Annotated in this window: 21 protein-coding genes and 1 pseudogene; 8 read left to right on the plus strand and 14 right to left on the minus strand. The window is 70.8% G+C overall.

Going from position 1 to position 21,576, the window contains the following annotated elements; translation table 11 throughout:
- Nucleotides 1-29: 29 nt before the first annotated feature.
- From ACFHWU_RS04685 to ACFHWU_RS04705, 5 genes are all read right to left on the minus strand, one after another.
- The gene (locus ACFHWU_RS04685) at nucleotides 30-458 is read right to left on the minus strand and encodes a hypothetical protein (protein WP_416551234.1); all 429 of its coding nucleotides are present in this window, start codon (nucleotides 456-458) and stop codon (nucleotides 30-32) included.
- On the minus strand, nucleotides 455-1,081 hold the full coding sequence (locus tag ACFHWU_RS04690) for a hypothetical protein (RefSeq protein WP_416589881.1): 627 nt from the start codon (nucleotides 1,079-1,081) through the stop codon (nucleotides 455-457). The genes ACFHWU_RS04685 and ACFHWU_RS04690 overlap by 4 nt, the downstream gene beginning before the upstream one ends.
- Entirely contained in the window at nucleotides 1,081-1,338 is a 258-nt protein-coding gene (locus ACFHWU_RS04695; protein ID WP_416551232.1) for a hypothetical protein, read from the minus strand. The genes ACFHWU_RS04690 and ACFHWU_RS04695 overlap by 1 nt, the downstream gene beginning before the upstream one ends.
- An 11-nt stretch (nucleotides 1,339-1,349) precedes the next feature.
- Nucleotides 1,350-1,613 carry a hypothetical protein gene (locus ACFHWU_RS04700; protein WP_416551231.1) on the minus strand — a complete coding sequence of 88 codons (264 nt, stop codon included), beginning with the start codon at nucleotides 1,611-1,613 and terminating at the stop codon, nucleotides 1,350-1,352.
- Nucleotides 1,614-1,717: 104 nt separating this feature from the next.
- Nucleotides 1,718-1,939: a winged helix-turn-helix domain-containing protein gene (locus ACFHWU_RS04705; protein ID WP_416551401.1), complete on the minus strand. Its 222-nt coding sequence runs from the start codon at nucleotides 1,937-1,939 to the stop codon at nucleotides 1,718-1,720.
- 358 nt (nucleotides 1,940-2,297) lie between these two features.
- Here ACFHWU_RS04705 and ACFHWU_RS04710 point away from each other — a divergent pair, with 358 nt between their 5' ends.
- Nucleotides 2,298-2,729, plus strand: coding sequence for a DivIVA domain-containing protein (locus tag ACFHWU_RS04710; RefSeq protein ID WP_416589882.1), 432 nt, complete (start codon nucleotides 2,298-2,300; stop codon nucleotides 2,727-2,729).
- Entirely contained in the window at nucleotides 2,726-4,684 is a 1,959-nt protein-coding gene (locus tag ACFHWU_RS04715; RefSeq protein WP_416589883.1) for a hypothetical protein, read from the plus strand. Before ACFHWU_RS04710 ends, ACFHWU_RS04715 begins: the two co-directional genes overlap by 4 nt.
- A 351-nt stretch (nucleotides 4,685-5,035) precedes the next feature.
- Here the strand turns inward: ACFHWU_RS04715 and ACFHWU_RS04720 are convergent, their stop codons facing one another.
- A complete protein-coding gene (locus ACFHWU_RS04720; protein ID WP_416589884.1) occupies nucleotides 5,036-5,212 on the minus strand; it encodes a hypothetical protein in 177 nt (58 codons plus the stop codon).
- 549 nt (nucleotides 5,213-5,761) lie between these two features.
- Here ACFHWU_RS04720 and ACFHWU_RS04725 point away from each other — a divergent pair.
- The gene (locus tag ACFHWU_RS04725) at nucleotides 5,762-5,941 is read left to right on the plus strand and encodes a hypothetical protein (protein ID WP_416567380.1); all 180 of its coding nucleotides are present in this window, start codon (nucleotides 5,762-5,764) and stop codon (nucleotides 5,939-5,941) included.
- 11 nt (nucleotides 5,942-5,952) lie between these two features.
- Here the strand turns inward: ACFHWU_RS04725 and ACFHWU_RS04730 are convergent, their stop codons facing one another.
- Nucleotides 5,953-6,411 (minus strand): transposase domain-containing protein, encoded by a 459-nt coding sequence (locus ACFHWU_RS04730; protein WP_416589885.1) that lies wholly within the window; start codon nucleotides 6,409-6,411, stop codon nucleotides 5,953-5,955.
- 45 nt (nucleotides 6,412-6,456) lie between these two features.
- Here ACFHWU_RS04730 and ACFHWU_RS04735 point away from each other — a divergent pair, with 45 nt between their 5' ends.
- The 3 genes from ACFHWU_RS04735 to ACFHWU_RS04745 all read left to right on the plus strand — a co-directional run bounded on the left by ACFHWU_RS04735 (nucleotide 6,457) and on the right by ACFHWU_RS04745 (nucleotide 9,249).
- Entirely contained in the window at nucleotides 6,457-7,377 is a 921-nt protein-coding gene (locus ACFHWU_RS04735) for an ABC transporter permease (protein WP_416589886.1), read from the plus strand.
- 361 nt (nucleotides 7,378-7,738) lie between these two features.
- Nucleotides 7,739-8,242 (plus strand): SigE family RNA polymerase sigma factor, encoded by a 504-nt coding sequence (locus ACFHWU_RS04740; protein ID WP_416589887.1) that lies wholly within the window; start codon nucleotides 7,739-7,741, stop codon nucleotides 8,240-8,242.
- A 17-nt stretch (nucleotides 8,243-8,259) separates the two neighbouring features.
- A complete protein-coding gene (locus ACFHWU_RS04745) occupies nucleotides 8,260-9,249 on the plus strand; it encodes a hypothetical protein (RefSeq protein WP_416589888.1) in 990 nt (329 codons plus the stop codon).
- 108 nt (nucleotides 9,250-9,357) lie between these two features.
- Here the strand turns inward: ACFHWU_RS04745 and ACFHWU_RS04750 are convergent.
- Nucleotides 9,358-10,932, minus strand: a pseudogene (locus ACFHWU_RS04750) (pyridoxal phosphate-dependent decarboxylase family protein).
- 239 nt (nucleotides 10,933-11,171) lie between these two features.
- A complete protein-coding gene (locus ACFHWU_RS04755; protein WP_416567824.1) occupies nucleotides 11,172-11,474 on the minus strand; it encodes an MGMT family protein in 303 nt (100 codons plus the stop codon).
- A 61-nt stretch (nucleotides 11,475-11,535) separates the two neighbouring features.
- On the opposite strand from ACFHWU_RS04755, the gene proB reads away from it, so the two are divergent.
- Together proB and ACFHWU_RS04765 are read left to right on the plus strand one after the other, a co-directional pair.
- Nucleotides 11,536-12,645 (plus strand): glutamate 5-kinase, encoded by a 1,110-nt coding sequence (proB, locus tag ACFHWU_RS04760; protein ID WP_416589942.1) that lies wholly within the window; start codon nucleotides 11,536-11,538, stop codon nucleotides 12,643-12,645.
- A 37-nt stretch (nucleotides 12,646-12,682) separates the two neighbouring features.
- Nucleotides 12,683-13,927 carry a glutamate-5-semialdehyde dehydrogenase gene (locus ACFHWU_RS04765; protein ID WP_416589943.1) on the plus strand — a complete coding sequence of 415 codons (1,245 nt, stop codon included), beginning with the start codon at nucleotides 12,683-12,685 and terminating at the stop codon, nucleotides 13,925-13,927.
- 35 nt (nucleotides 13,928-13,962) lie between these two features.
- On the opposite strand, the gene ACFHWU_RS04770 is transcribed toward ACFHWU_RS04765, so the two are convergent.
- From ACFHWU_RS04770 to ACFHWU_RS04790, 5 genes are all read right to left on the minus strand, one after another.
- Entirely contained in the window at nucleotides 13,963-14,769 is an 807-nt protein-coding gene (locus ACFHWU_RS04770; protein WP_416551225.1) for a prenyltransferase/squalene oxidase repeat-containing protein, read from the minus strand.
- Between the two features lie 140 nt (nucleotides 14,770-14,909).
- On the minus strand, nucleotides 14,910-16,070 hold the full coding sequence (moeZ, locus tag ACFHWU_RS04775; RefSeq protein WP_416551224.1) for an adenylyltransferase/sulfurtransferase MoeZ: 1,161 nt from the start codon (nucleotides 16,068-16,070) through the stop codon (nucleotides 14,910-14,912).
- A gap of 145 nt (nucleotides 16,071-16,215) precedes the next feature.
- A complete protein-coding gene (locus ACFHWU_RS04780) occupies nucleotides 16,216-17,118 on the minus strand; it encodes a DUF3152 domain-containing protein (RefSeq protein WP_416551223.1) in 903 nt (300 codons plus the stop codon).
- A 208-nt stretch (nucleotides 17,119-17,326) separates the two neighbouring features.
- Complete coding sequence (locus tag ACFHWU_RS04785; protein WP_416589889.1) at nucleotides 17,327-18,244, minus strand: DUF3152 domain-containing protein; 918 nt, start codon at nucleotides 18,242-18,244, stop codon at nucleotides 17,327-17,329.
- A gap of 144 nt (nucleotides 18,245-18,388) precedes the next feature.
- A complete protein-coding gene (locus ACFHWU_RS04790; RefSeq protein ID WP_416589890.1) occupies nucleotides 18,389-21,370 on the minus strand; it encodes a hypothetical protein in 2,982 nt (993 codons plus the stop codon).
- Nucleotides 21,371-21,576: the final 206 nt, after the last annotated feature.

Below are 21,576 nucleotides of genomic sequence, written 5' to 3' on the forward strand. Positions count from 1 at the left end.
GCCTCGTGCCTCGACGCCCGCCCCACCGATCAGGATTGCGTTGCGAACTCGGTTGCCTCGGCGAGTATCTCGTCTAGCTCCGCGTCGGACAGGTCGCCCTCAGAGAAGATTTTGTACATCGTTGCAGCCTGAATTTTTGTGACCATCTCTGGTGTCAGGTCATAATCGACAGCCGGGTCAAGAACCGACCTGATCAACGCTTCCGCGCCAGTCGGATCAACATCTGGGCCACCATGGCTCAAGTCCTCGCGCAGCGCGGCGACGAATCTAATGATCTCACCAGCAGGAGCATCCTCGCTGAATCTGCGGTCGACGGCGATGAAGAACAGGGAGGCAAGGAAGCGCGGAAACCCGTCCCAGCCGTCTCGGTCCAGCCTGGCTTCGATCTCGTCGTTCAGATCGCTTTCTCCTCGGACCAGGGTACGGATATACATAGGCAACTCGGGATGCAGGGTCATTGCGACCGCTTCCTTTCTCGGCGTTTCTTTGCACCTTGCCAGATAGACCTAGCAGCAACCGCCATTGCGCCGGCTGCCATTGCAGCAGCTGTGATCGGATTGTCCACCTCGACACGGTCAACGCCGTGCGCAGGCTCGACTTTCACAGGGTTTGAGCTGGTCGCACCCGGCGGCTCCGGAAGACTCTTGAAGATCGCCTTGGCATGCGTCTCGGCATTCGCGAACGCATCCTGAATGTCATCTGCCTTCTGAACTTGACGATTCCAGAAGGCATCCTGCCGACGGCGTCGACGATCAGAGTCCGACAACAGCGACTCGCCCGAGGGCATACCCGACGGCTCGTTGAAGCCGGCAGCAGGTGCGACTCTTGCGAAGTACGCCTGGTAGTGCCGCTGCGCTCGATCGAGTAGATTGGCATATCTACCTGCTTTGGCTGCGGCCGTTTGTGCTTCCGACGCCGCACGACTGATGTTCGGGTTAGCGGACCCCTCGGACAGCTGGAAATACAACTTGTAGGCTTCGTCAAAGTCCGCCTTGGCCCTCATCGCCGTCACAGCGGCTTCAGCCAACTGGTCCTTGGCGCGTCGCATTTGCGCAATGACCTGCTCCATGCCGGCTGACATCAGAGCGCGTCCCGGTAGGCGTTGGCCAGCTCGACTGCAGCGTTGACCCTGCTGAGCACCCGGTCGACCTCATCCTCAGCCGCCTTGAGGGCCGCTGCTGCCTTCTCGATATCATCATCGGCGCTGTCCTGCACCGTGTGCAGCGCCAGGGCGCTACCTTGCGCGCCCGTCCCGGTGGCCTCCTCGAAACCTGCCTTCCCCTGCATCATCAGGATCCTGGCACGGTTGAGGTCACTCTTGATGTCATCGACGGTCATGTCAGCGGCGCTCAGCCAAGCAAGCTGCTGTAGTTGCGGGTCGCCTCGCCGGCACCATGGACAAGGGATGTCGCATCATTGAGGAGCTTCTTGCTCTGCTCGCAGCGGCTGATCGCCTCGCCAATGGTGGGGTGACCGGTGCCCGCCGCAGCGGCGCGCAGGTTGGCGATCATGCGATCGAGAGCGTCGACCGCTGACCGAATCTGCTGGACGGTGGCATTGCCGTGCTGACCTGCTTGCGCCAGCCCTGCCTTGACTTCCTGGATGCTGGACATGTTGCCGCCTCCCGAGGTCCCGCTTGGCTTTCGCCGCGCCGGTCGAGCCTATCGAAGCCGGCCATCCTGCTTCCGGCCCTGTCGTCGACAGTGTCAGGAAGCAGTCACTTCGGTTCGGCGACGTAAACGCCGACTCCAGGCAGGGTTTCGGTGAGACCCTTCGCCCGCAGGTTCTGCATCGCACGGTCGATGACAGGCGGGGTCACCTCGTAGTGCTCGATCAACTCCCGTCTGCTGGGCAGCTTCGATCCAGGCGCGAACTCGCCCGCCCGGATGCGTTCTTCCAGGTCATCAGCGATCTGCTCGTATCGGTAACGCGGTGGCAAGGTGCTCCCCTCCGGTCGGCACCAAAAAGTCAACCACCCAAATCTCGCCCTTGACTAGCCAACGCAAGCTATGGCACCTTGATCCTCGCCTCCCTCCGGTCGGCAAACCTGGCAGGGACGCAGAGGAGCACCCAGACCGCCACGGGTGCTCCGGTCGGGGCGGTCAGCGGGTCACGCCGTTGGGCGTCCCGGCCCCGAAGGTTTGCCCTGGTCGCCGTACTGCCGAGGAGGGCTGCGGCGATCGGGGTGGGGGTGGCCCCGCCGGGATCGGCAAGCGGCAGGGCCACCCCCGTCCAGACACACCCACGACACCGCGAGACCCGAACACCAGCAGCGAAGGAATGGGGAGGAACACGTGATGCGAGAGCTCTGGCGACGCTGGCGACTGCGCCGGCAACGCCGCAAGATGGCCGGCACACCACCACGTGACTGGCCGAACGGCAGCGGCGTCTACCGCGTACCCGATGGTCGTGGCCGCAACCAGCGGCCCGCCGCGTACCGGCCGATCCGGCCCTGGCAGATCCGCAGCCACCGCTTCCCGACCGTCACCCGCAAGGCGCACGGACCCGGCCTCGACCCCGGCGAAGTCGCCGCCTTCCTCGAACGGGTCGCCCACGACCTCGGCGTCGTCTACGCCGAGCTTGACCGCACCTACGAGCAGAACGACCGGATCAAGGACGCGCTGCGCCGCTGGCAGACCAGCCAGGCCCGCGCCGCGCAGGCCACCGTCAACCTGCCCGCCTGGACCGGCGCCGGCACCACCACCGCCAGGTACGCGGGGCAGTCGTGACCCACGACCCGACCCCGCACCACACCGTCACCGTCGTCAGCTGCCCCCGCTGCGACGGCAGCCCCGCCGCGGCGTGCCCGCGCTGCGGCGGGGCGGGCAAACGCCGCGCCCAGTTCGTGCTCACCGTCGCCAACATCGACACCGCGGCCGTCGCGTCGGCGAACGTCGTACCCGGCGCGGTCACCCCGACCCGCACCGACGACGGCCGCTTCTGGTGCCTCGACCTGGCACCCGTCGTCGACGACCTCGCCGCCCGGGTCGGCGCCGCCCACGTCTACGACCCCGAGCTACCCGGCGAACCGATTTTTGCCCCGTGGGCGGAGCTGCCCGCCGGCTGGCAGCCCGACCTGCCCGACCACCAACGGCACGCCCTCGAAGCCGGGCCGATCGCCGGCGAAGGCTACGAACCATGGCGGATCTGGTACGGCCGCACCGCCGCCCCACCACCACCCGACCCGGCCCGCCGCCTCGGCGAACTCTGCGAAACCGCCGAACTGCTCTGCCTCGACCTGGTCGTCGAAGCCCGCCGCGACCCACTCGCCCCCGACAGTGACCGCTTCCGCTGGGACGTCCGCTTCGAACTGCCCGGCAGCCCGGTCCCCACCGGCACCGGCCGCTACGGCAGCTTCGCCGAGGCCGCCACCCGGGTCAGTGTCGCCCGCGCCTGCTACCAGCTGGTCGACCGCGGCCAGCACGCCCCCGCCCACTACGTCACCCCGCGCCCGGCCAACGGCATCAGCCTCGGCCCGCCACCGGTCGACGTCGACCAGCTCGAACGCCGCATCGTCGCCGACTGCACCGCGCTGCTCACCGGCGAGCCGACCCCCGGCGCGCACGCCATCTGGCGCGACGGCCGCTGGTGGCACACCACCCTCCGCGACGCCAACACCGGCACCGGCTCCGGCGGGCGGCCGGCCCGCTCCTGGCAGCCACCCCCACCATCGTGGCAAGGACCACCGATCCCGCACCGGCGCTGCCCCGACTGCACCCACCTGCCGCACTGGGAAGACTGCGACTGCGAAACGATCGGTGGCTGCCGCACCTGCGGCGGCAGCCACCGCATCTATCAGGGTGCGACCGTCACCATCGCCGCCGGTCGCCGCCGGGTCCGGCACCTCAACTGGCCACCCCTCGGCGGTACGCCGCCAGCCGCACCGCCCTGGATCGGCTACCACCCGGGCGGCAAAGCCATCCACCAGCTCCCGCCGGAGTACCAGCTCACCCACCAGCTGACCGAGCTCGGCCTCGACCCGACCGAGCTGGCCACCCTCGACGGCCTCACCATGCACCTACGCGACCACGAGCTGCTGCACGGCTACGCCACCGTGCACCGGCCCGGCGGCGACCCGGTCACGGCGTACCTCGAAAATGTCACCAACGGGCACCCCGGCGGCCGGATCCTGCTGCGCGCCAGCCCACCGAAGGTGCCGCCCCTGGCCACAGTGGTCAAACTGGCGTACGCCCTCGGCCTGGCCCTGGTCGTCAGCGTCGCCGACCACCGCCGCAACGACGGCATCCCGTACCAGGTGCAGGGCCTGCGGTGGGGGATCCGCTTCGCCCCACCCGACACCACCCGCCGCCTCGACCGCTGGGATCCCGGGGCACATCAGCCCAGCCTGCCGAAGGCGATCGCGCAGGCCCTGGAGTACCTCCCCAACGCCACCGACCAGACCGTGCCCACCGACCCGACCACCCCGATCCCGGTGCCGACCAACCTCCACAACGGCGCAGGTGAGCCCGACGGCGCAGGCGATGCCCAGCCCGGCAACGGCCTACCCGACCCGGTGCCAGCGCTCACCGCGCTCGCCACCTACCACCCCGGCACCGCCGTCACCGTCCTGCTCGCTCCACAGCGATGCGAAGTCCACCTGCCCGACGGCCCACACCACACCAGGCTGATCGCCACCGCCGCCACCCTCGACGGAGCAGTCACCGCCGTGACGGCCGACATCTGACCCGACGCCGCCGGTTCGGCGCCCGGCGATAGTTGGCACCGGGACGATTGATCCCCATCTCGGGAGGAGGGCGGGTCAACGCCTACGTAAGGCGGAACCCGCCCTCATCCCATTGCGGTGAATGTCACTTATTGAGGCGGCGGGGCCGCCGCCGTAGCCGGCTCGGCCGGTACGAGGCGATACCCTTCGGAAGGCGAGGGTCGTAGGCGGGCACGAGCCGCGGAGCATCTTCCGGCTCGGGAGCACGACGCGCCCGACGAGCGAGTCTCGCGACGAAGTCGCCAAGCCCACGAAGCACGTAGGCTAGATAGGCGGTCGACCGTGCCATACGCCTCCTTCGGACGATCCGACTCAGTCGCAGTTGATGCGTAGGTAGTTGAGCGACTGTACGGACTGGCTGTACGCGCCGAACTGAGCATAGCCCGTGGTGACCACTCGGAAGTCGTGTGTTCCGGTGCCAGCGCACTCGTAGTAGTCCCACAGCTCCTGCCACGGGTCGTACTCCCAGTTACCCGACGCGGAGGACATGGTCTCCCATCCGTACCACCGGCTTCGCTAAATTTTCACATCGACCTTGGCGGGCGTGTACCCGCTGCCGGAGCAGGACTGCCACCCGTTGCCCGAGAGGTAGGTGCCGTTGTGGTCGATGTCCGATGCGTAGACGGTGCAGATCCAGTCGGCCAGCGTGTCGACCCCACCAGAGCCGCTGGTGTTCGTCGATGTGTGTGGGACTGGTGCTTCCCTGGTCGGGAGATCGTTGTCCCATGCGGGAACGTGCGTGGCGACTGAGGCGTGGGTAGGCGCGTCAGCGCCGCCACTGGGCGCGGCTACTGCCACGGTGGGCGTCAGACCGAGAGCGATGAAAGCCGCAGCTAACGCACCGGCTAGAAATCCCCTTGTCCTCATTTCTCTCCTTCCGGACAGGGCGGCTATCGGGAAAGGGCGGAAGGGCGACTGTGGCGGTTCCTCGCCGCAGTCGCTCCATGATCGTCGCTTTCCGAAAGTTGTGGTCGATCGATGTCTGGGAGTATTTAACGACGTTGGTTGTGGCAGCCCCGTTGCGAGGATCCTCCACAGGTGAGCTTGTTCACTGCGTTGTACGTCGCGGGCGCGATGACCACCGAGTCCCCCGGTGGCAAGGTCCGCCGGCCGTCGCCGTCCATGGGCCTGGTAGGCGCCGCGTACGGGGTTGCCGGTCAGCTCGGTGACGGCGGAGACGTCGATGACGTCGAGTGGGTCAGGCGCTTCGCACTCTAAGCTCGATGTCGCTAATACCGCCGTCGATACGCATTGCGGGGCTGGGCGGTGTGTCCAGTGCGCGATCGCGTCGCAGGCCGCCGCTCTACAGGCTGATCGTGTGAGGCGGGAGGGGGTACCGTCAGACCTGACGACGCGCCGGGAGGTAGAGGCCCTGTCCGCTCCGTGTCGGCCAGGTCGAACACGGTGCCGTCGATCGCGGTGACCAGCAGACCGAACGCGTACGACTCGGGCCCGAACGTCGGTGTGGACCGAGCGCCGGTGGTGAACACCTGCTGGTGCACCGCCGCGGGGAGTCTGCCCCGGGCCTTCGACACCGCCGCTGCGGTCGGGGTGCTCTCCACCCGGGTCCGGGGGATCCGTGCGGTCACCACCGACGTGCTCTCCCGCCGGAACAGGCACAGCCCGAGCACGATCATCACCGTGACCGCCCCGGTCAGCACCCGCCGCCGGGCGTCGACGTGCCCCACTAGAGCCTCGACCCGTCGTGGCAGGGGCCGGAGGGCCTGACCCGATTGCGTCAACTGAACGGTGTCGAGGCAGCCGGACACCGACTGGTGCTCGGTGAGCGTCTGATTGCACGCGCCCCCGGTGCCGTCGGCATCGCTACGAATATGATCGGCGCAGATCCGCAGGCAGTAGCCGTCGTGACGCCAAGACTGCTAGCCGGCCGCCACTTCGACGAGTTCCACCAACGTCACTCTGTACCCGTGGTGTCGCTGCCTATCTCGGTGGCCGATCGCCTACATATCGGCCGCATCGGTGTCGCCGTCTATATTGCGGATCGCGCATTTACCGTAATCGGAATCTTCGACGATGTGGAGCGTCGGCCGGAGACGCTACTATCGGTGCTTATGCCGGCCTCGGTCGCGGAATCCCTGGTCGACCGGCAAGATGTAAACGTGGATCGGGATGTCGTCATCGCTACCGCTCCGGGTGCTGCACAATTGATCGGTACCCAGGCAGCGCTGGCGCTCTGGCCACAGGCACCGTTCTCACTGCAGGTCGTCGCACCGCCGGACCCACAAATGCTGCGCCGCGAGGTCGAGGCCAGCGTCAGCCGGTCCGGCCTGATCATCAGCGTTGTGGCGCTCGCAATTGGTGCCCTTACGATCGGCAACTCCGCCGCTGCCGCGATCACCGCACGGACTGCGGAGATCGGCCTACGCCGGTCCGTCGGTGCCCGGCCTCGGCACATTCTCGCTCAGCTACTGGCCGAGACAACGGCACTCGGCGGCTTCGGTGGCGTGGTCGGCGCAGTCGTCGGCGTTGTGATTACTATAGGTGTTTTCCTAGGGAACTCCTGGCAACCTGTCATCGATCTGCAGGCCGCGTTTGCGGCTTCGGCCGTCAGTGCCGCAGCCGGTCTACTCGCCGGATTCTGGCCGGCAGTGCGGGCGATGCAGGTCCAGCCGGTGTCCGCCCTCCAAAGGTGAACTGGGGTTGACCCGGTTTGACGGATAGGGTCAGCACGTTGATCCCACGCCACCTTGCTTGCTGACCTGCGGGAGCAGGCCCTAGCTGGTACTTGGCCTGGATTCATGTAGTCCAGGGTGGAATGGCAACGGTGAGTGCTACACCAGCCCTCGATCCCCTCGAAGATCGCCGCCCGTGCGGCGGCTGGCGTCGGCTCGCCCGGCGGTCCAACAGTTCCGTCTTGGCTGGAGCAAGATGCATCGGGTCGAGGATGCTGCTACCAGCGATGGCGGGCTCAGCCACATCCGGACCTGCCGTGGTCAACAAATCGGCCCCGTGACCGCGTTTGAAGCGGTAGACACTCGGAGGGATACCAGAGCGATGACGTTCGAGGATTATGTGGTGGCGCGTGGTCCAGCGCTGGTTCGCCTGGCGCGGCTGCTCACCGGTGACTCCCATCGCGCGGAGGACTTGGTACAGGAAGCCCTCGGTCGAGCGTACGCCCGATGGTGGTCGATCAGCCGGATGGACCGGCCGGACGTCTACGTGCGGCGAATCTTGATAAACGTGAACTCGTCCTGGTGGCGACGCCGGTCCAGCCACGAGACACCGGTGACGTCGGAGCTGATGACCGCCGCGCTCGACCGCTCGGCCGCAGGCCGGGTAGGCAGCGACCTGAGCACCGCCGCCGCAGAACGCGACGCGATGTGGCGGCTCATCGCAGCCCTCCCGCCACGACAACGGACTGTCCTGGTGCTCCGCTACTACGAGGATCTGGACGACGGCACAATCGCCGAGATCCTCGACTGTACTAAGACCACGGTCCGGACCCACACGATGCGGGCGTTGGCGGCGCTGCGCACGCAGCATCCGGTCAACAAATGACGAGGAAGGCCGAACCCATGAATGACGTTGAGGAACTTCTCACCGAAAGTCTGCGAAGCCGCGCCGCCGGCGAGGTGGACGGCACTGCTCTGCTGGAGCGGGCCAGCTCGCGTGGTCGCGCCTACCGGCGTCGGCGCCGTTTCCTGGTCGGAACGGGGCTCGCCACGGTCACGGCGATCGTCGTCGCTGGCGTGTCCGCCGGGATAGCTCGCTGGCCGGTCGGCGGCGACACCTTCGCACCCGGGGCCGGAGTCATCAGCGCACTGCCCGAGGCGACTGGTGAACCCGGTGCGCGGACCGACCCGACCCGCGTCGGTGCCGACGCCAATCTGGTCCACTTCGACGCGCCGGAACTCATCACCGCCGCGCGCCACTTCGACTGGACCAGCGGCGACGGGTACGAGCAATTGGAGGTAGGCGTAGGCGAGCAGGATCTGGTCTACGCCGCGATCGGACACGACATGGCCGTCCTGGACAGTATCGAGCGCCAGAATGACCTGGGCGTCGTCATCCGAGAGCAGCCAGTGCAGGGTCTCTGGCTGCGGGTGCAGGCCCCGGACGACACATACGCTCGGCAGGTGATCGCCGCTCTCGATCTCAACCGGGCACAGCGGATCGTATTGCCGTTCCAACTCGGCACCCTGCCGGACGGAACCCGGATAGTCCGCGCATCGGTGGGCTTCATCGACGGCCGGTACGCCGACGGAGGGGTCGTGCTGGAACGGGAGAGGGCCGACCGGATGGAGGTGCAAGCTCAGTACGCGCCGGGTCGGTCGGGCAATGCCGGACGGGCCAATCATGTGGTCGGTGGCCGGCAGGCATTCCTGTACCCGGGCCGAGACGAGGTGGAGTTGCTCGGTCTGCCGAACCTGAATCTCAGCGCCCGCATCGGCAAGGGCAACCACCAGGGGTTCAGCATCCAGGATGTCGACCTGATCCTTGCTTCGGTGCAGGTGGCAACCGACGTGGACGACATCTCGACCTGGCCTCAGACCCTGGTGCGCTGACGCATCGACCACCGGCGCAGAGGCCATCGATGTGAGGCTGAGCAACGTCGCCTCGCTCGGGATGGGTGTCTTAAGCCTCACATCGAGGTGGCGACCGTGCCGGATGGATCAGTAGCTGGGGCGCTGCAGCAGGCTGAGGAACTCGATGAGCAGCTGCTCCCGCACCCCCGGTGGAGCGAGATCCAGCACGGTGTTGACCACCGCCATCCGCTCCGGCAAAGGAGGCCCAGCAGGGCCACCCAAGCCGAGTTGGCCGGCGAGTGCGCCGACGACGTCCGGAGTAGGGACCGTCCCAGGTGACGCCGACGACCCTGACGAGCCAGGCGATCCCGGCGACGCCAGTGCGGCGAGCATGGTGGCCAGCTCAGGCGGCACCGTCACCAGGCCATGGGCCTGCGCGGCAGAAACGGCATCAGCCAAGGCAGGAGCGAAGGACGGTGCTTCCTCCGCCACTGACGCAGCGACGCTCAAATGGATGCTGGCCGGGATGTCGCCGTACGACATTTGGGGTTGGGTGTGCCAGCCGCGCGCCGCCAACTCGTCGGCCAAGACGAACACGTCGACAACGCCGGAAGTGTCGCCTGCACCGCCCCCGGTGTCAGCGGTGAAGCAGACGACCGTGGACTCTGGCTCGGCGAGCAGCCGTACGCCGTCCGTCGCCCGGACCGCGTACGCCAGCACGTCGACGGCGGCCATGGTGCGTTCCGCCAGGGCCAGGTAACCGGCCTCACCCAAGTGGCGCAGGACGGCGTACGCGGCGGCGATCGGCCCACCGGAACGGGTGGACGACACCCCTGGGTTGATCATCGTGTAGCCGGGCCAGTCGGCGTACGCGAAGTACTGCGGGCGGCGCAGCGACGGATCCCGGTGCAGCAGCACCGACACCCCCTTCGGCGTGTACGCGTACTTGTGCAGGTCAACCGAGATCGACGTCACCCCGGGCACGGTGAAGTCGAACGCCGGCACCGGCCGGCCCAGCCGCCGCAGCCACGGCAGCGACCAGCCGCCGAAGCAGGCGTCCACATGGCAGCGCACCCCGGCCTCCGCCGCCAATGACGCTATCTGCTCCACCGGGTCGATCACCCCGTGCGCGTACGACGGGGCCGAGCACGCCACCAGCACCGTGTCCGGGCCGATCGCCACCCCGACATCCGCCGGATCCGGGCGCAACGTGACCGGCGACACCGGCACGGTGTCCACCCGTACGCCGAGGTAGTGGGCGGCCTTGGCGAACGCGGCATGCGCGCGGCGGGCACCACCATGCGTGGCTGGGTCACCTCCGGCCGGGCGTCCCGGGCCGCCTTGACCGCCAGGATCAGCGACTCGGTGCCGCCGCTGGTGACACTGCCGACGACCTCCGGCGCACCGGACTCAGCACCGCCGGAGGCCGAGCCGCCGCCGACCGGGCCGCCGCCGAGCAGGGCTGCTGCCGCGCCGACCAGGGCGCTATCCATCGCCAGCAGCGACGGGAACGCCGTCGGGTCCAGCCCGTTGACGTGCGCCGACAGCCCGTACGCGGCGTGCGCCAACTCGTCGAGCCCGGCGACCGCCGGATCGTAGACGTAGGCGAACAGCCGTCCCGCCGTGCGTGGGCGCGTCACCGGCCCGCAACGCCCGGATCTCGTCCAGCACCTGATCACCTGGTACGCCGTCGACCGGCAACGCCTCCGCCGTGGCGGTCACGCTAGCTCAGCGCGACGGCGGTCCTGCTAGCGTCATCCCCGTTACCCTGACGCCGTGACCTGGGCAAGCTTCTCCTCGGTCAGGTTGTAGCCGCGCAGCAGCAGCACCGGCACCGCCACCAGGATGGTGTTCACCGGGCTGTGGACGGCCGGGGAGACGCGGGTACGGTGCCGAACGCCCCGGTGACCAGCGAACCGGACGCGTACCCGAGGCTCACCCGCTGCTGGACGGCCATGCCGTCATGGGTACCAGGCGGCGGCCTTCATGTCGACACCGTCACCGCGCAACGGGCAGCCTTCGGCACGCAACAAAGCCCGAGCCCGCTCCTCATGTCCCGGTGGCAGCCGGCCGGCCGACGTCACCACCCGGTGCCAGGGGACGCCGCCGCCGTGCCGGGCCATGATGCTGCCGACCAGGCGGGCCGAACAACGACGACTGCGTTCAGAAAGCGCGTCGGCGACCGCCCCGTACGACATGACCTTCCCAGGCGGGATGCGTTCGACGAGCGCCAGCACTTCCTCCACGTACTCCTGCGGGGTCACGCACGCCACGATATGAGATCTCGGGCCAGGCGTCGCCGGGCAGGGAAGCAGAATGGGGATCGTGCGTGCCGCAGTTACCCAGGCAAAGCGGGTCGTCGTCAAGATCGGCTCATCCTCCCTCACCACAGCGGGCGGCGGCCTGGACGGCGACCGGGTCGACGCCCTGGCCGACGTCCTCGCCTCCCTCACGACGCAGGGCAGGGAGGTCGTGCTCGTCTCCTCCGGGGCGATCGCGGCCGGGCTCGCGCCGCTCGGGCTGACCCGACGCCCAAATGACCTGGCCACCCAGCAGGCGGCGGCCAGCGTCGGGCAGGGGCTGCTGATCGGCCGGTACGCCGCCAGCCTGGCCCGGCACGGGCTGACGACGGGCCAGGTGCTGCTCACCGTCGACGACGTGACGAGGCGGGTGCACTATCGCAACGCGTACCGGACGTTGCGCAAGCTGCTCGACCTCGGCGCGGTCCCGATCGTCAACGAGAACGACACCGTCGCCACCGACGAGATCCGGTTCGGCGACAACGACCGACTGGCCGCCCTGGTCGCCGCCCTGGTCCACGCCGACCTGCTGGTGCTGCTCTCCGACGTCGACGCCCTCTACACCGGCGACCCGGCGAAGCCGGCCAGCGAACGGATCACCGAGGTACGCGACGCCGCCGACCTGGCCGGGGTGGCGATCGGCAGGGCCGGACGGGCCGGGGTCGGCACCGGCGGCATGGTCACCAAGGTGGAGGCGGCCCGGATCGCCACCGGATTCGGTATCCCGGTGGTGCTGACCGCCGCCCCGCTCGCCGCCGAAGCGTTGCGCGGTGACACCGTCGGCACCCTGTTCCACCGGGTGGAGCGCCGGCCCGCCGCCCGGCTGTTCTGGCTGGCGCACGCCACCGCACCCCGGGGCCGGCTGCACCTGGACCCCGGCGCGGTGCAGGCGGTGGTGGCCCGCCGAAAGTCGCTGCTGCCGGCCGGGATCACCGCCGTTGACGGCACGTTCACCGCCGGCGACCCGGTCGACCTGGTCGACGCGGCGGGTGCGCCGGTGGCCCGTGGGCTGGTCAACTACGACGCGGTGGAGTTGCCGACGCTGCTCGGCCGGTCCACCGGTGAGTTGGCCGCGGCACTGGGGCCAGGATATGAGCGGGAGGTCGTGCACCGCGACGACCTGGTACTGCTGTAGCGGAACATGTGAGGAGACGACGACAATGAGCGCGAGCGTGAGCGTGACCGAGCAGGCCAAGCAGGCGCGGGTGGCCGCCGACGAGCTGGTCACCGCGACCCGGGCGGCCAAGGACGCCGGGTTGCTGGCGATGGCCGATGCGCTCGTCGCCCGTACCGCCGAGATCGTGGCCGCGAACGCGGCCGACCTGGACGCCGGACGGGCCAACGGCCTGTCGACGGCGATCCTGGACCGCCTGGCGCTCAACGAGCAGCGCATTGAGGACATGGCGCAGGCGCTGCGGGAGATGGCCGGCCTGGCCGACCCGGTCGGCGAGGTGGTACGCGGCTCGACCCTGCCCAACGGTCTGGAGCTGCGCCAGGTGCGGGTGCCGTTCGGGGTGGTCGGCATCATCTACGAGGCGCGGCCGAACGTGACCGTCGACGCCGCCGGGATCTGCCTGAAGTCGGGCAACGCGGCGCTGCTGCGCGGCTCGTCGTCGGCGGCGCACTCCAACGCGATCCTCGTCGAGGTGCTGCGGGACGCACTGGCCGGCGTCGGACTGCCGGCCGACGCGGTGCAGCTGCTGGACGCCTCGTCGCGCGACTCGGTCAAGGAGCTGATGCGGGCGCGCGGCCTGGTCGACGTGCTGATCCCGCGCGGCGGGGCGGACCTGATCCGCACCGTGGTCGAGGAGTCGACGGTGCCGGTGATCGAGACCGGCGTCGGCAACTGCCACGTGTACGTCGACGCCGCCGCCGACCTGGACAAGGCCCTCGCCGTGGCGGTCAACTCGAAGACACAGCGGCTGTCGACCTGCAACACCGCCGAGTCGCTGCTGGTGCACGTGGACGTGGCGGCGGCGTTCCTGCCGAAGCTGCTGAAGGAACTGCGTAACGCGAATGTGACCGTGCACGGCACCCCGGAGGTCGCGGCGTTCTCGGCCGACGTGGTGCCGGCCACCGACGAGGACTTCGCCACCGAGTACCTGTCGGCGGACATCTCGGTCGCCGTCGTCGGCTCGCTCGACGCGGCGGTGGCGCACATCAAGCGGTACGGCACCGGGCACACCGAGGCGATCGTCACCGACTCGGCGAGCGCCGCCCGGGAGTTCACCGCCCGGGTCGACGCGGCGGCGGTGATGGTGAACGCGTCGACCCGGTTCACCGACGGCGGGCAGTTCGGCTTCGGCGCGGAGATCGGCATCTCCACCCAGAAGCTGCACGCCCGTGGGCCGATGGGGCTGCCGGAGCTGACCTCGACGAAGTACGTGGTCACCGGCGACGGCCACCTGCGCGGGTAACCCGGTCAGCGGCGGGGCGCGCGCCGGCAGCCCGGTCAGCGGCAGGCGCGGATCGCGGCCAGGACGACGTGCACCTCGAACGCGTCGCCTGCGTCGCTGTCCCAGCCGCCGTCGCTGCGCTGGGTGGTGGCCAGTCGGCGGCGGGCGTTGGTCAGCAGCCAGTCGTCGTCGGCCAGGCCGGCCCGGCGTAGCGCGGCGGCCAGCTGGGCGACGTCGCCGGGGGCCATGGTGGCGAGCCGGTCGTTGAGCACCACCTGCATCCGGGCCGACTCGTAGAACATGGTCTGCCGGTAGAGGGTGGCGGCGGCCAGCCAGCCGGCCAGCAGGTACGACGGCCAGGTGCCGTCCGGGCGCATCTGGGCACCGAGGTACTGGGCGGCGCGCTGCGCGGCGGCGCGGTGACCGGGGTCGCCGGCACCGCCGGCACCGTCGGCACCGGCGACGCTCAGCCAGTAGCCGGCGTTGGCGGTCAGGTAGTAGGTGGCTTCCGGGTCGCCGGGCCGCGCCCAGTCGGGTGCCTCGGCGGCCAGGCTCTCGTCCTCTTCCCAGCTGCCGTCGGCCCGTTGCCGGCTGGCCAGCCAGTCGAGCGCTTTGCGGGCCGGTGGCCGGTCGAGCGCACCGAGGTCGTCCAGCTCGGCGAGCCGGAAGCAGGTGGCGTCGACCGAGGCGACGTCGCCGGCCCAGAAGGCGGGCCAGCCGCCGTCCGGGGCCTGCCCGACCTCGGCGCTGGTGAGTGCGTCGGGCTGCGGGGCGGCCCCGGTCCGCAACCAGGACAGCCGGGCCCGGTCCACAGTGTCGCCGTGCGCGACTACGAACCCGATGGCAGCATCCAGATCGACCACGGACGACAGGCTACCGGCGGGTCCGGCGGTCCGCCTCGGTAACCCAGTCAAGGTCAACTAGCCGGCCGGGGACCTGGACGGACCAGATCCCCGGCGGCGCCGTCGTCAGCGGCACAGCGGGTGGTGGCCGGCGGGCTGGATCAGTAGCTGGGCAACGACGGGTCGACCTGCTTGACCCAGGAGAGCACCCCGCCCTGGACGTGCACGGCGTCGGTGAAACCGGCGGCCTTGACCGCGGCGAGGGCTTCGGCCGACCGTACGCCGGACTTGCAGTGCAGCACGATCTGCCGGCCCTGCGGCAGCTTCGCCAGGGCTTCGCCGTTGAGGAACTCGCCCTTGGGGATCAGCGTCGAGCCGGGGATCTTGACGATCTCGTACTCGGCCGGCTCCCGGACGTCGACCAGGAAGAAGTCCTTGCCGGCGTCCTGCCAGTCCTTCAGCTCGCGGGCGGTGATGGTGGAGTCGACGACCGCCTCCTCGGCCTCGGCCGACACGGCGCCGCAGAAATCGTCGTAGTCGATCAGCCCGGTGATCGGCTCGCCGTTCGGGTCCTTGCGGATCTTGATGACCCGGTAGGTCATCTCCAGGGCGTCGTAGACCATCAGCCGGCCGAGCAGCGGGTCACCGATGCCGGTGATCAGCTTGATCGCCTCGGTGACCATGATCGACCCGATCGAGGCGCAGAGCACCCCGAGCACGCCGCCCTCGGCGCAGGACGGCACCATGCCGGGCGGCGGCGGCTCCGGGTAGAGGTCCCGGTAGTTCGGGCCGTGCTGGTCCCAGAAGACGCTGACCTGACCGTCGAACCGGTAGATCGACCCCCACACGTACGGCTTGCCGAGCAGCACGCAGGCGTCGTTGACCAGGTAGCGGGTGGCGAAGTTGTCGGTGCCGTCGAGGATCAGGTCGTACTGACCGAAGATGTCGAAGACGTTGTCGTTGTCCAGCGACACGTCGTGGATCTGGATGTTGACGTACGGGTTGATCTCCCGCACCGACGAGGCGGCCGACTCGGCCTTGGACCGGCCGATGTCCGACTGGCCGTGGATGATCTGGCGCTGCAGGTTCGACTCGTCGACGGTGTCGAAGTCGATGATGCCCAGCGTCCCGACACCGGCCGCGGCCAGGTACATCAGGGCGGGCGAGCCGAGCCCACCGGCGCCCACGCAGAGCACCTTGGCGTTCTTGAGGCGTTTCTGGCCGTCGACCCCGACATCCGGGATGATGAGGTGCCGCGAGTAGCGGCGGATCTCATCGACGGTCAGCTCGGCGGCGGGTTCGACGAGCGGGGGCAACGACACGGTGAACTCCCCGGGATCGGCAATGCTGGCTGCGCTATTGTTGCTCGCTTCGCGCCGACTCGGCCATGAGTAGCGACACCGCCCGCCATCCGGGATCCGGGAATAGCCGCCGGCGCTGTCGCCCGGTCACGGTCATGGTCATCGGTCAGGTCATCGGTGGGCCGGCGTACCGCCTGCCGTCCAGGTAGGGCCAGCCGTTGGCCACACAGCCCTGCATTCCGTACGTCTGCTGCTGCATCACCGGAGCGGGCCGGCCGGGTGCCGGGCAGAGTTCGTGTCCCATGCCGAACTGGTGACCGACCTCGTGGTTGATCACGTAGGCGCGGTACTCGGCGAGCGTTCCGTCGTAGTGCGGCACCGCCTCCAGCCAGCGCGCCAGATTGATGATCACCTGGCCGGGCAGTCGGCACGAGGTGTACTTCTCGGTGGACAGCCCACCGAGCGCGCACATCTGCTCCGAGGTGCCCGGGGTGGCCAGGTAGATGGTGAACTCGGCGGCGTCGACCCGGGACACCCGCTGCAGCCGGAACTGCCGGGAGGCGATCCAACTGCGTTCGTCGCCGAGCGTCGCGTCGACGATCGCCGCGAACTCGTCGGCCAGCTGACCGGTCCCGTCCTCGACGGCGACCCGGAACCGGCGGAGGTCCCCGGCCCAGCCGAGCAGCCGGCCGGTCCCGGTGAGGTAACCGAAGGTGCCTGGCCCGGTCTGCGGGTAGCTGGCCGGCGACGGGGCCGGCGATGAGGTCGGCGGCAGGCCGGCGCCGTCCGACGGTGCGCTGCCGGCGGGCGCCGCCCCGCCGCCGGGGCCGGGCTCGCGTACCGCGGCCGCCAGCAGCCCGGTGGTGCCGGAACCGGCTCGTAGGACGTCGGTGACGATCAGCGCCGCCGCCATCGTTACCAGGACGAGTGCCCCGGCCCGGCGGCGTCGGCGACGCGCCGCCCGTCGACGCTCTGTCCGGTGATCCCGCTGGCGGTCCGTCCCCTGGCGGTCCGGCCCGTTGCTCGGCCGGTGGTCCGGCTCCTCGGTGACTCGTCGTCGGTCGTGCATCGTGGCCCGCCCCTCATGGCGTGCTTCGCCACCCGCGCCGGTCGGACTGGTGCACGGCAGGGGGCGAACCGGCGCGAATCCCTGGCCTGACCTGCCCAGATTGTCACGTCATGTCGGTAAGGCCCGAACGACGCGCGGGGACCATCGGTTCAGGGACTCAATCCGACCGTACGCCCCGTATCCTCCGACGATCCGCCGAGCGGACCGATCACAGTGGGGGACCGGCGTACCGCTCACCGGCCAGGAACGGCCACGGGTTGGCCACACATCCCTTGAGGAACAGGGTCTGCTGCATCATCACCGGGGCCGGTTCGCCCTCCCCCGGGCAGCGCTCGTGGCCGTAGCCCAGCTCGTGGCCGACCTCATGATTGATCACGTACGCCCGGTAGACGTCGAGCGGGACCTCGCCGCTGACGTAGTGGTCGACCGAGAACCGCCAGCGGTCCAGGTTGATGATCGCCTGGCCCTGCGCCCGACACGAGGTGTACGGCTTGCCGTCGATCCGGATGTCCACCCAGCCGGCCTGGCACATCCGGGCGGCGGTCTGCGCCGTGGCCAGGTAGACCGTGAAGTCGTGGCCGGCCTGGTCCGGCACCCGCTGCAGGCGCAGTTGACCGCCGCCGATCCAGCTCCGGTCGTCGGAGAGCAACTTCTCCACCGCGTCACCGAACGCCTCGACGTCCTCCTCGGACCCGATCTCCACGGCCACCCGGTAGCGGCGCAGGGTGCCGGACCGACCGGCGATCTTCCCCTGCTTCGAGCTGAAGTCGAACTCGCCGCTGCCGGCCGACGGTGCCGTGCCGGACAGCCGCAGCACCGGCGCGGGCGGCGCGGTCGTCGGGGGCGGACCGGTCGTCGGGGGCGGTTCGACGCTGGGCGTCGCCGCAGTGGTGCCGCCGGGTGGCGCGGCCACCGCGTCCCGGTCGCCGCCCACTCCGACCCGGGGCAACGCGAACCCGATCGCCGCCAGCCCGAGCACGGTCACCAGCACCGCCGCCAGCACCGGCCACCGCAGCTGCCGTCGGCGGGTACGCGACGCGTCCCCCCGCTGCCGGCGGTGCGCCGACCGGCTCCGTGCCCCGGTCGGGTGGCCACGGCGCGTCGGGCGGGTACGGCGGTCGGACATCGCTGACCAGCGTGCCACAGCCAACGTCGGTCCGGGCACCCCGGACCGGCGCGTCGGTCCGGGCACCCCGGAGCGCCGACCGGGCCTCTGAGCGACCGGGCAGGCCGCCGGACCCCTGCGGATCAGGCCGCAGGCGCGTGCCGATCAGGCCAGCAGAGCGTCCAGTCGCCGGTTGACGGCGGCGAGTGTGGCTCGCACCACAGCCTGCCGCGGGTCCCCCGAGACGACCGCCGAACCGGCCAGCTGTTCCACCCAGCCACCGCAGGCGAGCAGGACGACGACCACCGCCACCTCGCAGCCGCCCATCGGCACCACGGCCGCGTGCTCGACGATGCACCGTCCCCGGTCCGCCGCGCCGGCCGGGCCGGCCAACAGCTTCTCGATCGCCGAGGCGGCGGCCGCCGCGCACAACCGCAGCACGTACCCGTCGACCGCCGGCCCGGTCGCCACTCCTGACGTGGTCCGCTGGCCGGCGGTCAGTCGCACCTCGACGGTGGCGTCCACGCCGAACGTGCTGACCTGGACGTGGTCCAGCACGACCCGGGGGCCGGGCCGGCCACCCGGGTTCAGCGGCCGGGGCGGCCCGCTCTCCGGCGCGGTACCGGCCGGCTCCGGGCACGGCACAGCGGATGTAGCGGCGGCCGCACCCGCGTGCCGGGGCGGCGGGTCGTCCTGGCCGGGGCGGGGACCCAACGGCTGTCGGCGGCGGCGCGGTACGTCCGCCGGTTCCGGGGCGACCCAGCCGGGAATGCCGCCCGGCGCCGTCGGCGGCGGTGCCGTCAGGCCCGGCGGCCGACTCGGCGCCGGCAGATCGGCGCGGCCGGGCAACGCCGGCAGCCCGTGGTCGGGTTCGACACCCGGCAGGTTCTGCGGGGCCGCCGCCAGGCCCATCCGTTCCTGGAGCAGCCGCGCCACCAGCCGGCTCACCTCGGCCGGGTCAGCACCCTCGGCCAGGTCGAGCCGGAGGCTGTGGGCACCGGCGTCGGTGGTCCGCAGCGAGGCGTCCCGAACTCCGCCGACGCCGCGTACCGCTGCCAGGATCGCTCCGACGTCGAAGCCTTCCGGCCGCTCCTGCGGCTGGTCGACGACGTCGCCTCGGCGCAGGTGGGACGCGATCCGCGCGAGTTCCGGCGTCTCCGCCGCGTGTTCGACCGGCGGCAACTGCTGTGGCACGGTCGGCACGTCCGGGTCAGCGGGAACCCGCTGCGGCAACGCGTCCAGCGCGGCGGCCGCGATGGGGGTGGTGGACAGATTCGCCGGATGTTCGACCGGCGGCAGCGCGCCACCGGCCGGCTCGGCAGTGACCGGTGCCCCAGGCGGCTCCACAGGGACCGACGCGCCAGCCGGCCCGGACGACGTCGCCTCGCCCAGTTCGTCGTCCGCGCGGCGGGAAACCGCCCGGCGGCGGGGCATCAGGTCGTCGGCATCCCCGCCGCTGTCGCCCTGGCCGGCCCGCCCCGGTCCGTACTGCCCGGCGGGAGCCGTCGGTTCGTACTGCCCGCCGGTGGGAGCCGTCGGTTCGTACCGGGGCTGGCCACTGGCCGGCCGGTATCCGGCGGCCTGACCCAGGTCGGCCGGGCGGTCGGGGCGCCACGGCATCTCCTCCGGCACGGTCGGCGGATCTGGCATCGCCCAGCCCGACTCGCCGCCCGCCGCGCCCGGCCAGCCGCTGCGGTCGTCGCCGCCCCAGCTCGGTGGCGGCGGACCGGACCAGCCGCTGTCAGCCGTGGCGGTCCGATCGTCGGACCAGGCCGACGACTCGGGGTCGTCCCGTTGCGCCGGGTCGTCCGGCCCACCGGCGGCCTCGGCCGCCCACACCTGACCGCCAGATTCCGCGGCCGCCCAGCTCGAATCGGTCGGCCCGTCCGTCCAGCCCGGCTCCGACGCCGACCAGTGCTGCCCGTACGGCCAGTCCGGATCGCCGGCCGGGGGCCCGGAGGGCGACCCCTGACCACGCTGGATCCGCTGGCCCGCCTCGTCGCCGGAGGGCCGGTCCCAGGCTGCGGAGCTGGTCGGTCGCGGCCATTCGCCGGTGGCGCTCTGTCGATGCCACTGGTCGGCGACAGGTGCGGCGCTGGTCGGGACCGGCCGTCGCCGCTCGTCGGTGGCACCGGGCCAGGCCCATCCGCCGGTCACCTGCCGGGACCACGGCCCGCCAGCATCTGGACCGGGCCATTCGCCGGTCGGCTGCCGGAGCAGACCGGCGTTGGACGGCTGCCCAGCAGGCTGCGGCGGTGCCGGGGCGAAGTCATCGGGTCGGGCAGGGTCGTCGCGTCCGGCAAGGTCATCGGGTCGGGCAGGGTCGTCGCGTCCGGCAGGATCGTCACGTCGGGCAGGGTCGTCGGGTCCAGCTGCGTCCGCCGTACGGCTGGCGGGGCCGCCAGCAGACCGGTCGGCCCGCGCGCCCGGGGAACCGGGCCGGTCGGACGACATCCCGGGCCGGTCGGGCGGGAGGTCGGACTGCGCGGTGCGCTGCCGGTCGGGTTCGACCGAGCGGTTTTCGGGCTCGGATCGTTGCCCGCCTGGCCGACTGGTCGTCGGTGGTCGGAAGCCCGGTGGGGTGCCGGGGCGGGCCTGCCGGGCGGGCGACACCGGTGCCGCCGAGGCCACCGGCACCGCGCGCAGCGGCGCGGTCGGCACCACCCGGGCCGTCTCCTGCCAGCGGGGCGGCGGGTTGACCGGCGTCGGGGTCGGGCGTGGGTTGTCACCGCCCCGGCGCTCGGCCGGGCGGCCAGCTGCGGGTGGGTCGTGCGCAGGTCCACCGGCCACCCGGGCGGCCGGCTCGTCGTCGGCGCGTACGGTGTCCGCGCCGCCCGGCTGGATCGACTCACCGGCCGGCGCGGGGCGTGGGGTCGGTACGACGGTCTCGGCCGGCCCGGTGACCGGCCGGCCGTTGACGGCTGCGGCGCGGCCGTTGTCGGCGCTGCGGGAGCCGCGGGCGGCTGAGCCGCCGCGTGGAGTACGGGTGAACGGCAGCACCTCGGCGTACCGGGACGGCGGGTCATCCCAGTGCGGGCCGCTCACCGGTTCGTCGCGGGCGGCCCAGCCGGCACCGGCATGGTCGGTGTCCGGCCCGACACCGGAGCCGTCCGACCACCGGGTCGGCGACCCCGTCCAACCGCCCATGCCCTGGTCACGTCGGTCTCGCGGATCCGCTCCGCCGTCCTCTGGTCCCGGTGCGCCCCCGCGGGGTTCACCTGATTCGTCCACCGTGCGCTCCTCGGTCGCCCCCGCTGAGGCTACCGTGTGCTGACAGTGGCGATAAGTTGCAACGTCGGGCCAATTGACCGGCCAGGTGAAATGCACTGATCGTTTCGTATCTTCGCCGACCA

This window comes from Micromonospora sp. LOL_015, assembly GCF_048060275.1.
Lineage (GTDB): Bacteria > Actinomycetota > Actinomycetes > Mycobacteriales > Micromonosporaceae > Micromonospora_E.

Coding starts and splice junctions, on each gene's coding strand:
- ACFHWU_RS04685 (WP_416551234.1), bottom strand. CDS start 458: ATGACCCTGCATCCCGAGTTGCCTATGTATATCCGTACCCTGGTCCGA.
- ACFHWU_RS04690 (WP_416589881.1), bottom strand. CDS start 1,081: ATGTCAGCCGGCATGGAGCAGGTCATTGCGCAAATGCGACGCGCCAAG.
- ACFHWU_RS04695 (WP_416551232.1), bottom strand. CDS start 1,338: ATGACCGTCGATGACATCAAGAGTGACCTCAACCGTGCCAGGATCCTG.
- ACFHWU_RS04700 (WP_416551231.1), bottom strand. CDS start 1,613: ATGTCCAGCATCCAGGAAGTCAAGGCAGGGCTGGCGCAAGCAGGTCAG.
- ACFHWU_RS04710 (WP_416589882.1), top strand. CDS start 2,298: ATGCGAGAGCTCTGGCGACGCTGGCGACTGCGCCGGCAACGCCGCAAG.
- ACFHWU_RS04720 (WP_416589884.1), bottom strand. CDS start 5,212: ATGTCCTCCGCGTCGGGTAACTGGGAGTACGACCCGTGGCAGGAGCTG.
- ACFHWU_RS04740 (WP_416589887.1), top strand. CDS start 7,739: ATGACGTTCGAGGATTATGTGGTGGCGCGTGGTCCAGCGCTGGTTCGC.
- ACFHWU_RS04745 (WP_416589888.1), top strand. CDS start 8,260: ATGAATGACGTTGAGGAACTTCTCACCGAAAGTCTGCGAAGCCGCGCC.
- ACFHWU_RS04780 (WP_416551223.1), bottom strand. CDS start 17,118: ATGCACGACCGACGACGAGTCACCGAGGAGCCGGACCACCGGCCGAGC.
- ACFHWU_RS04785 (WP_416589889.1), bottom strand. CDS start 18,244: ATGTCCGACCGCCGTACCCGCCCGACGCGCCGTGGCCACCCGACCGGG.
- ACFHWU_RS04790 (WP_416589890.1), bottom strand. CDS start 21,370: ATGGGCGGTTGGACGGGGTCGCCGACCCGGTGGTCGGACGGCTCCGGT.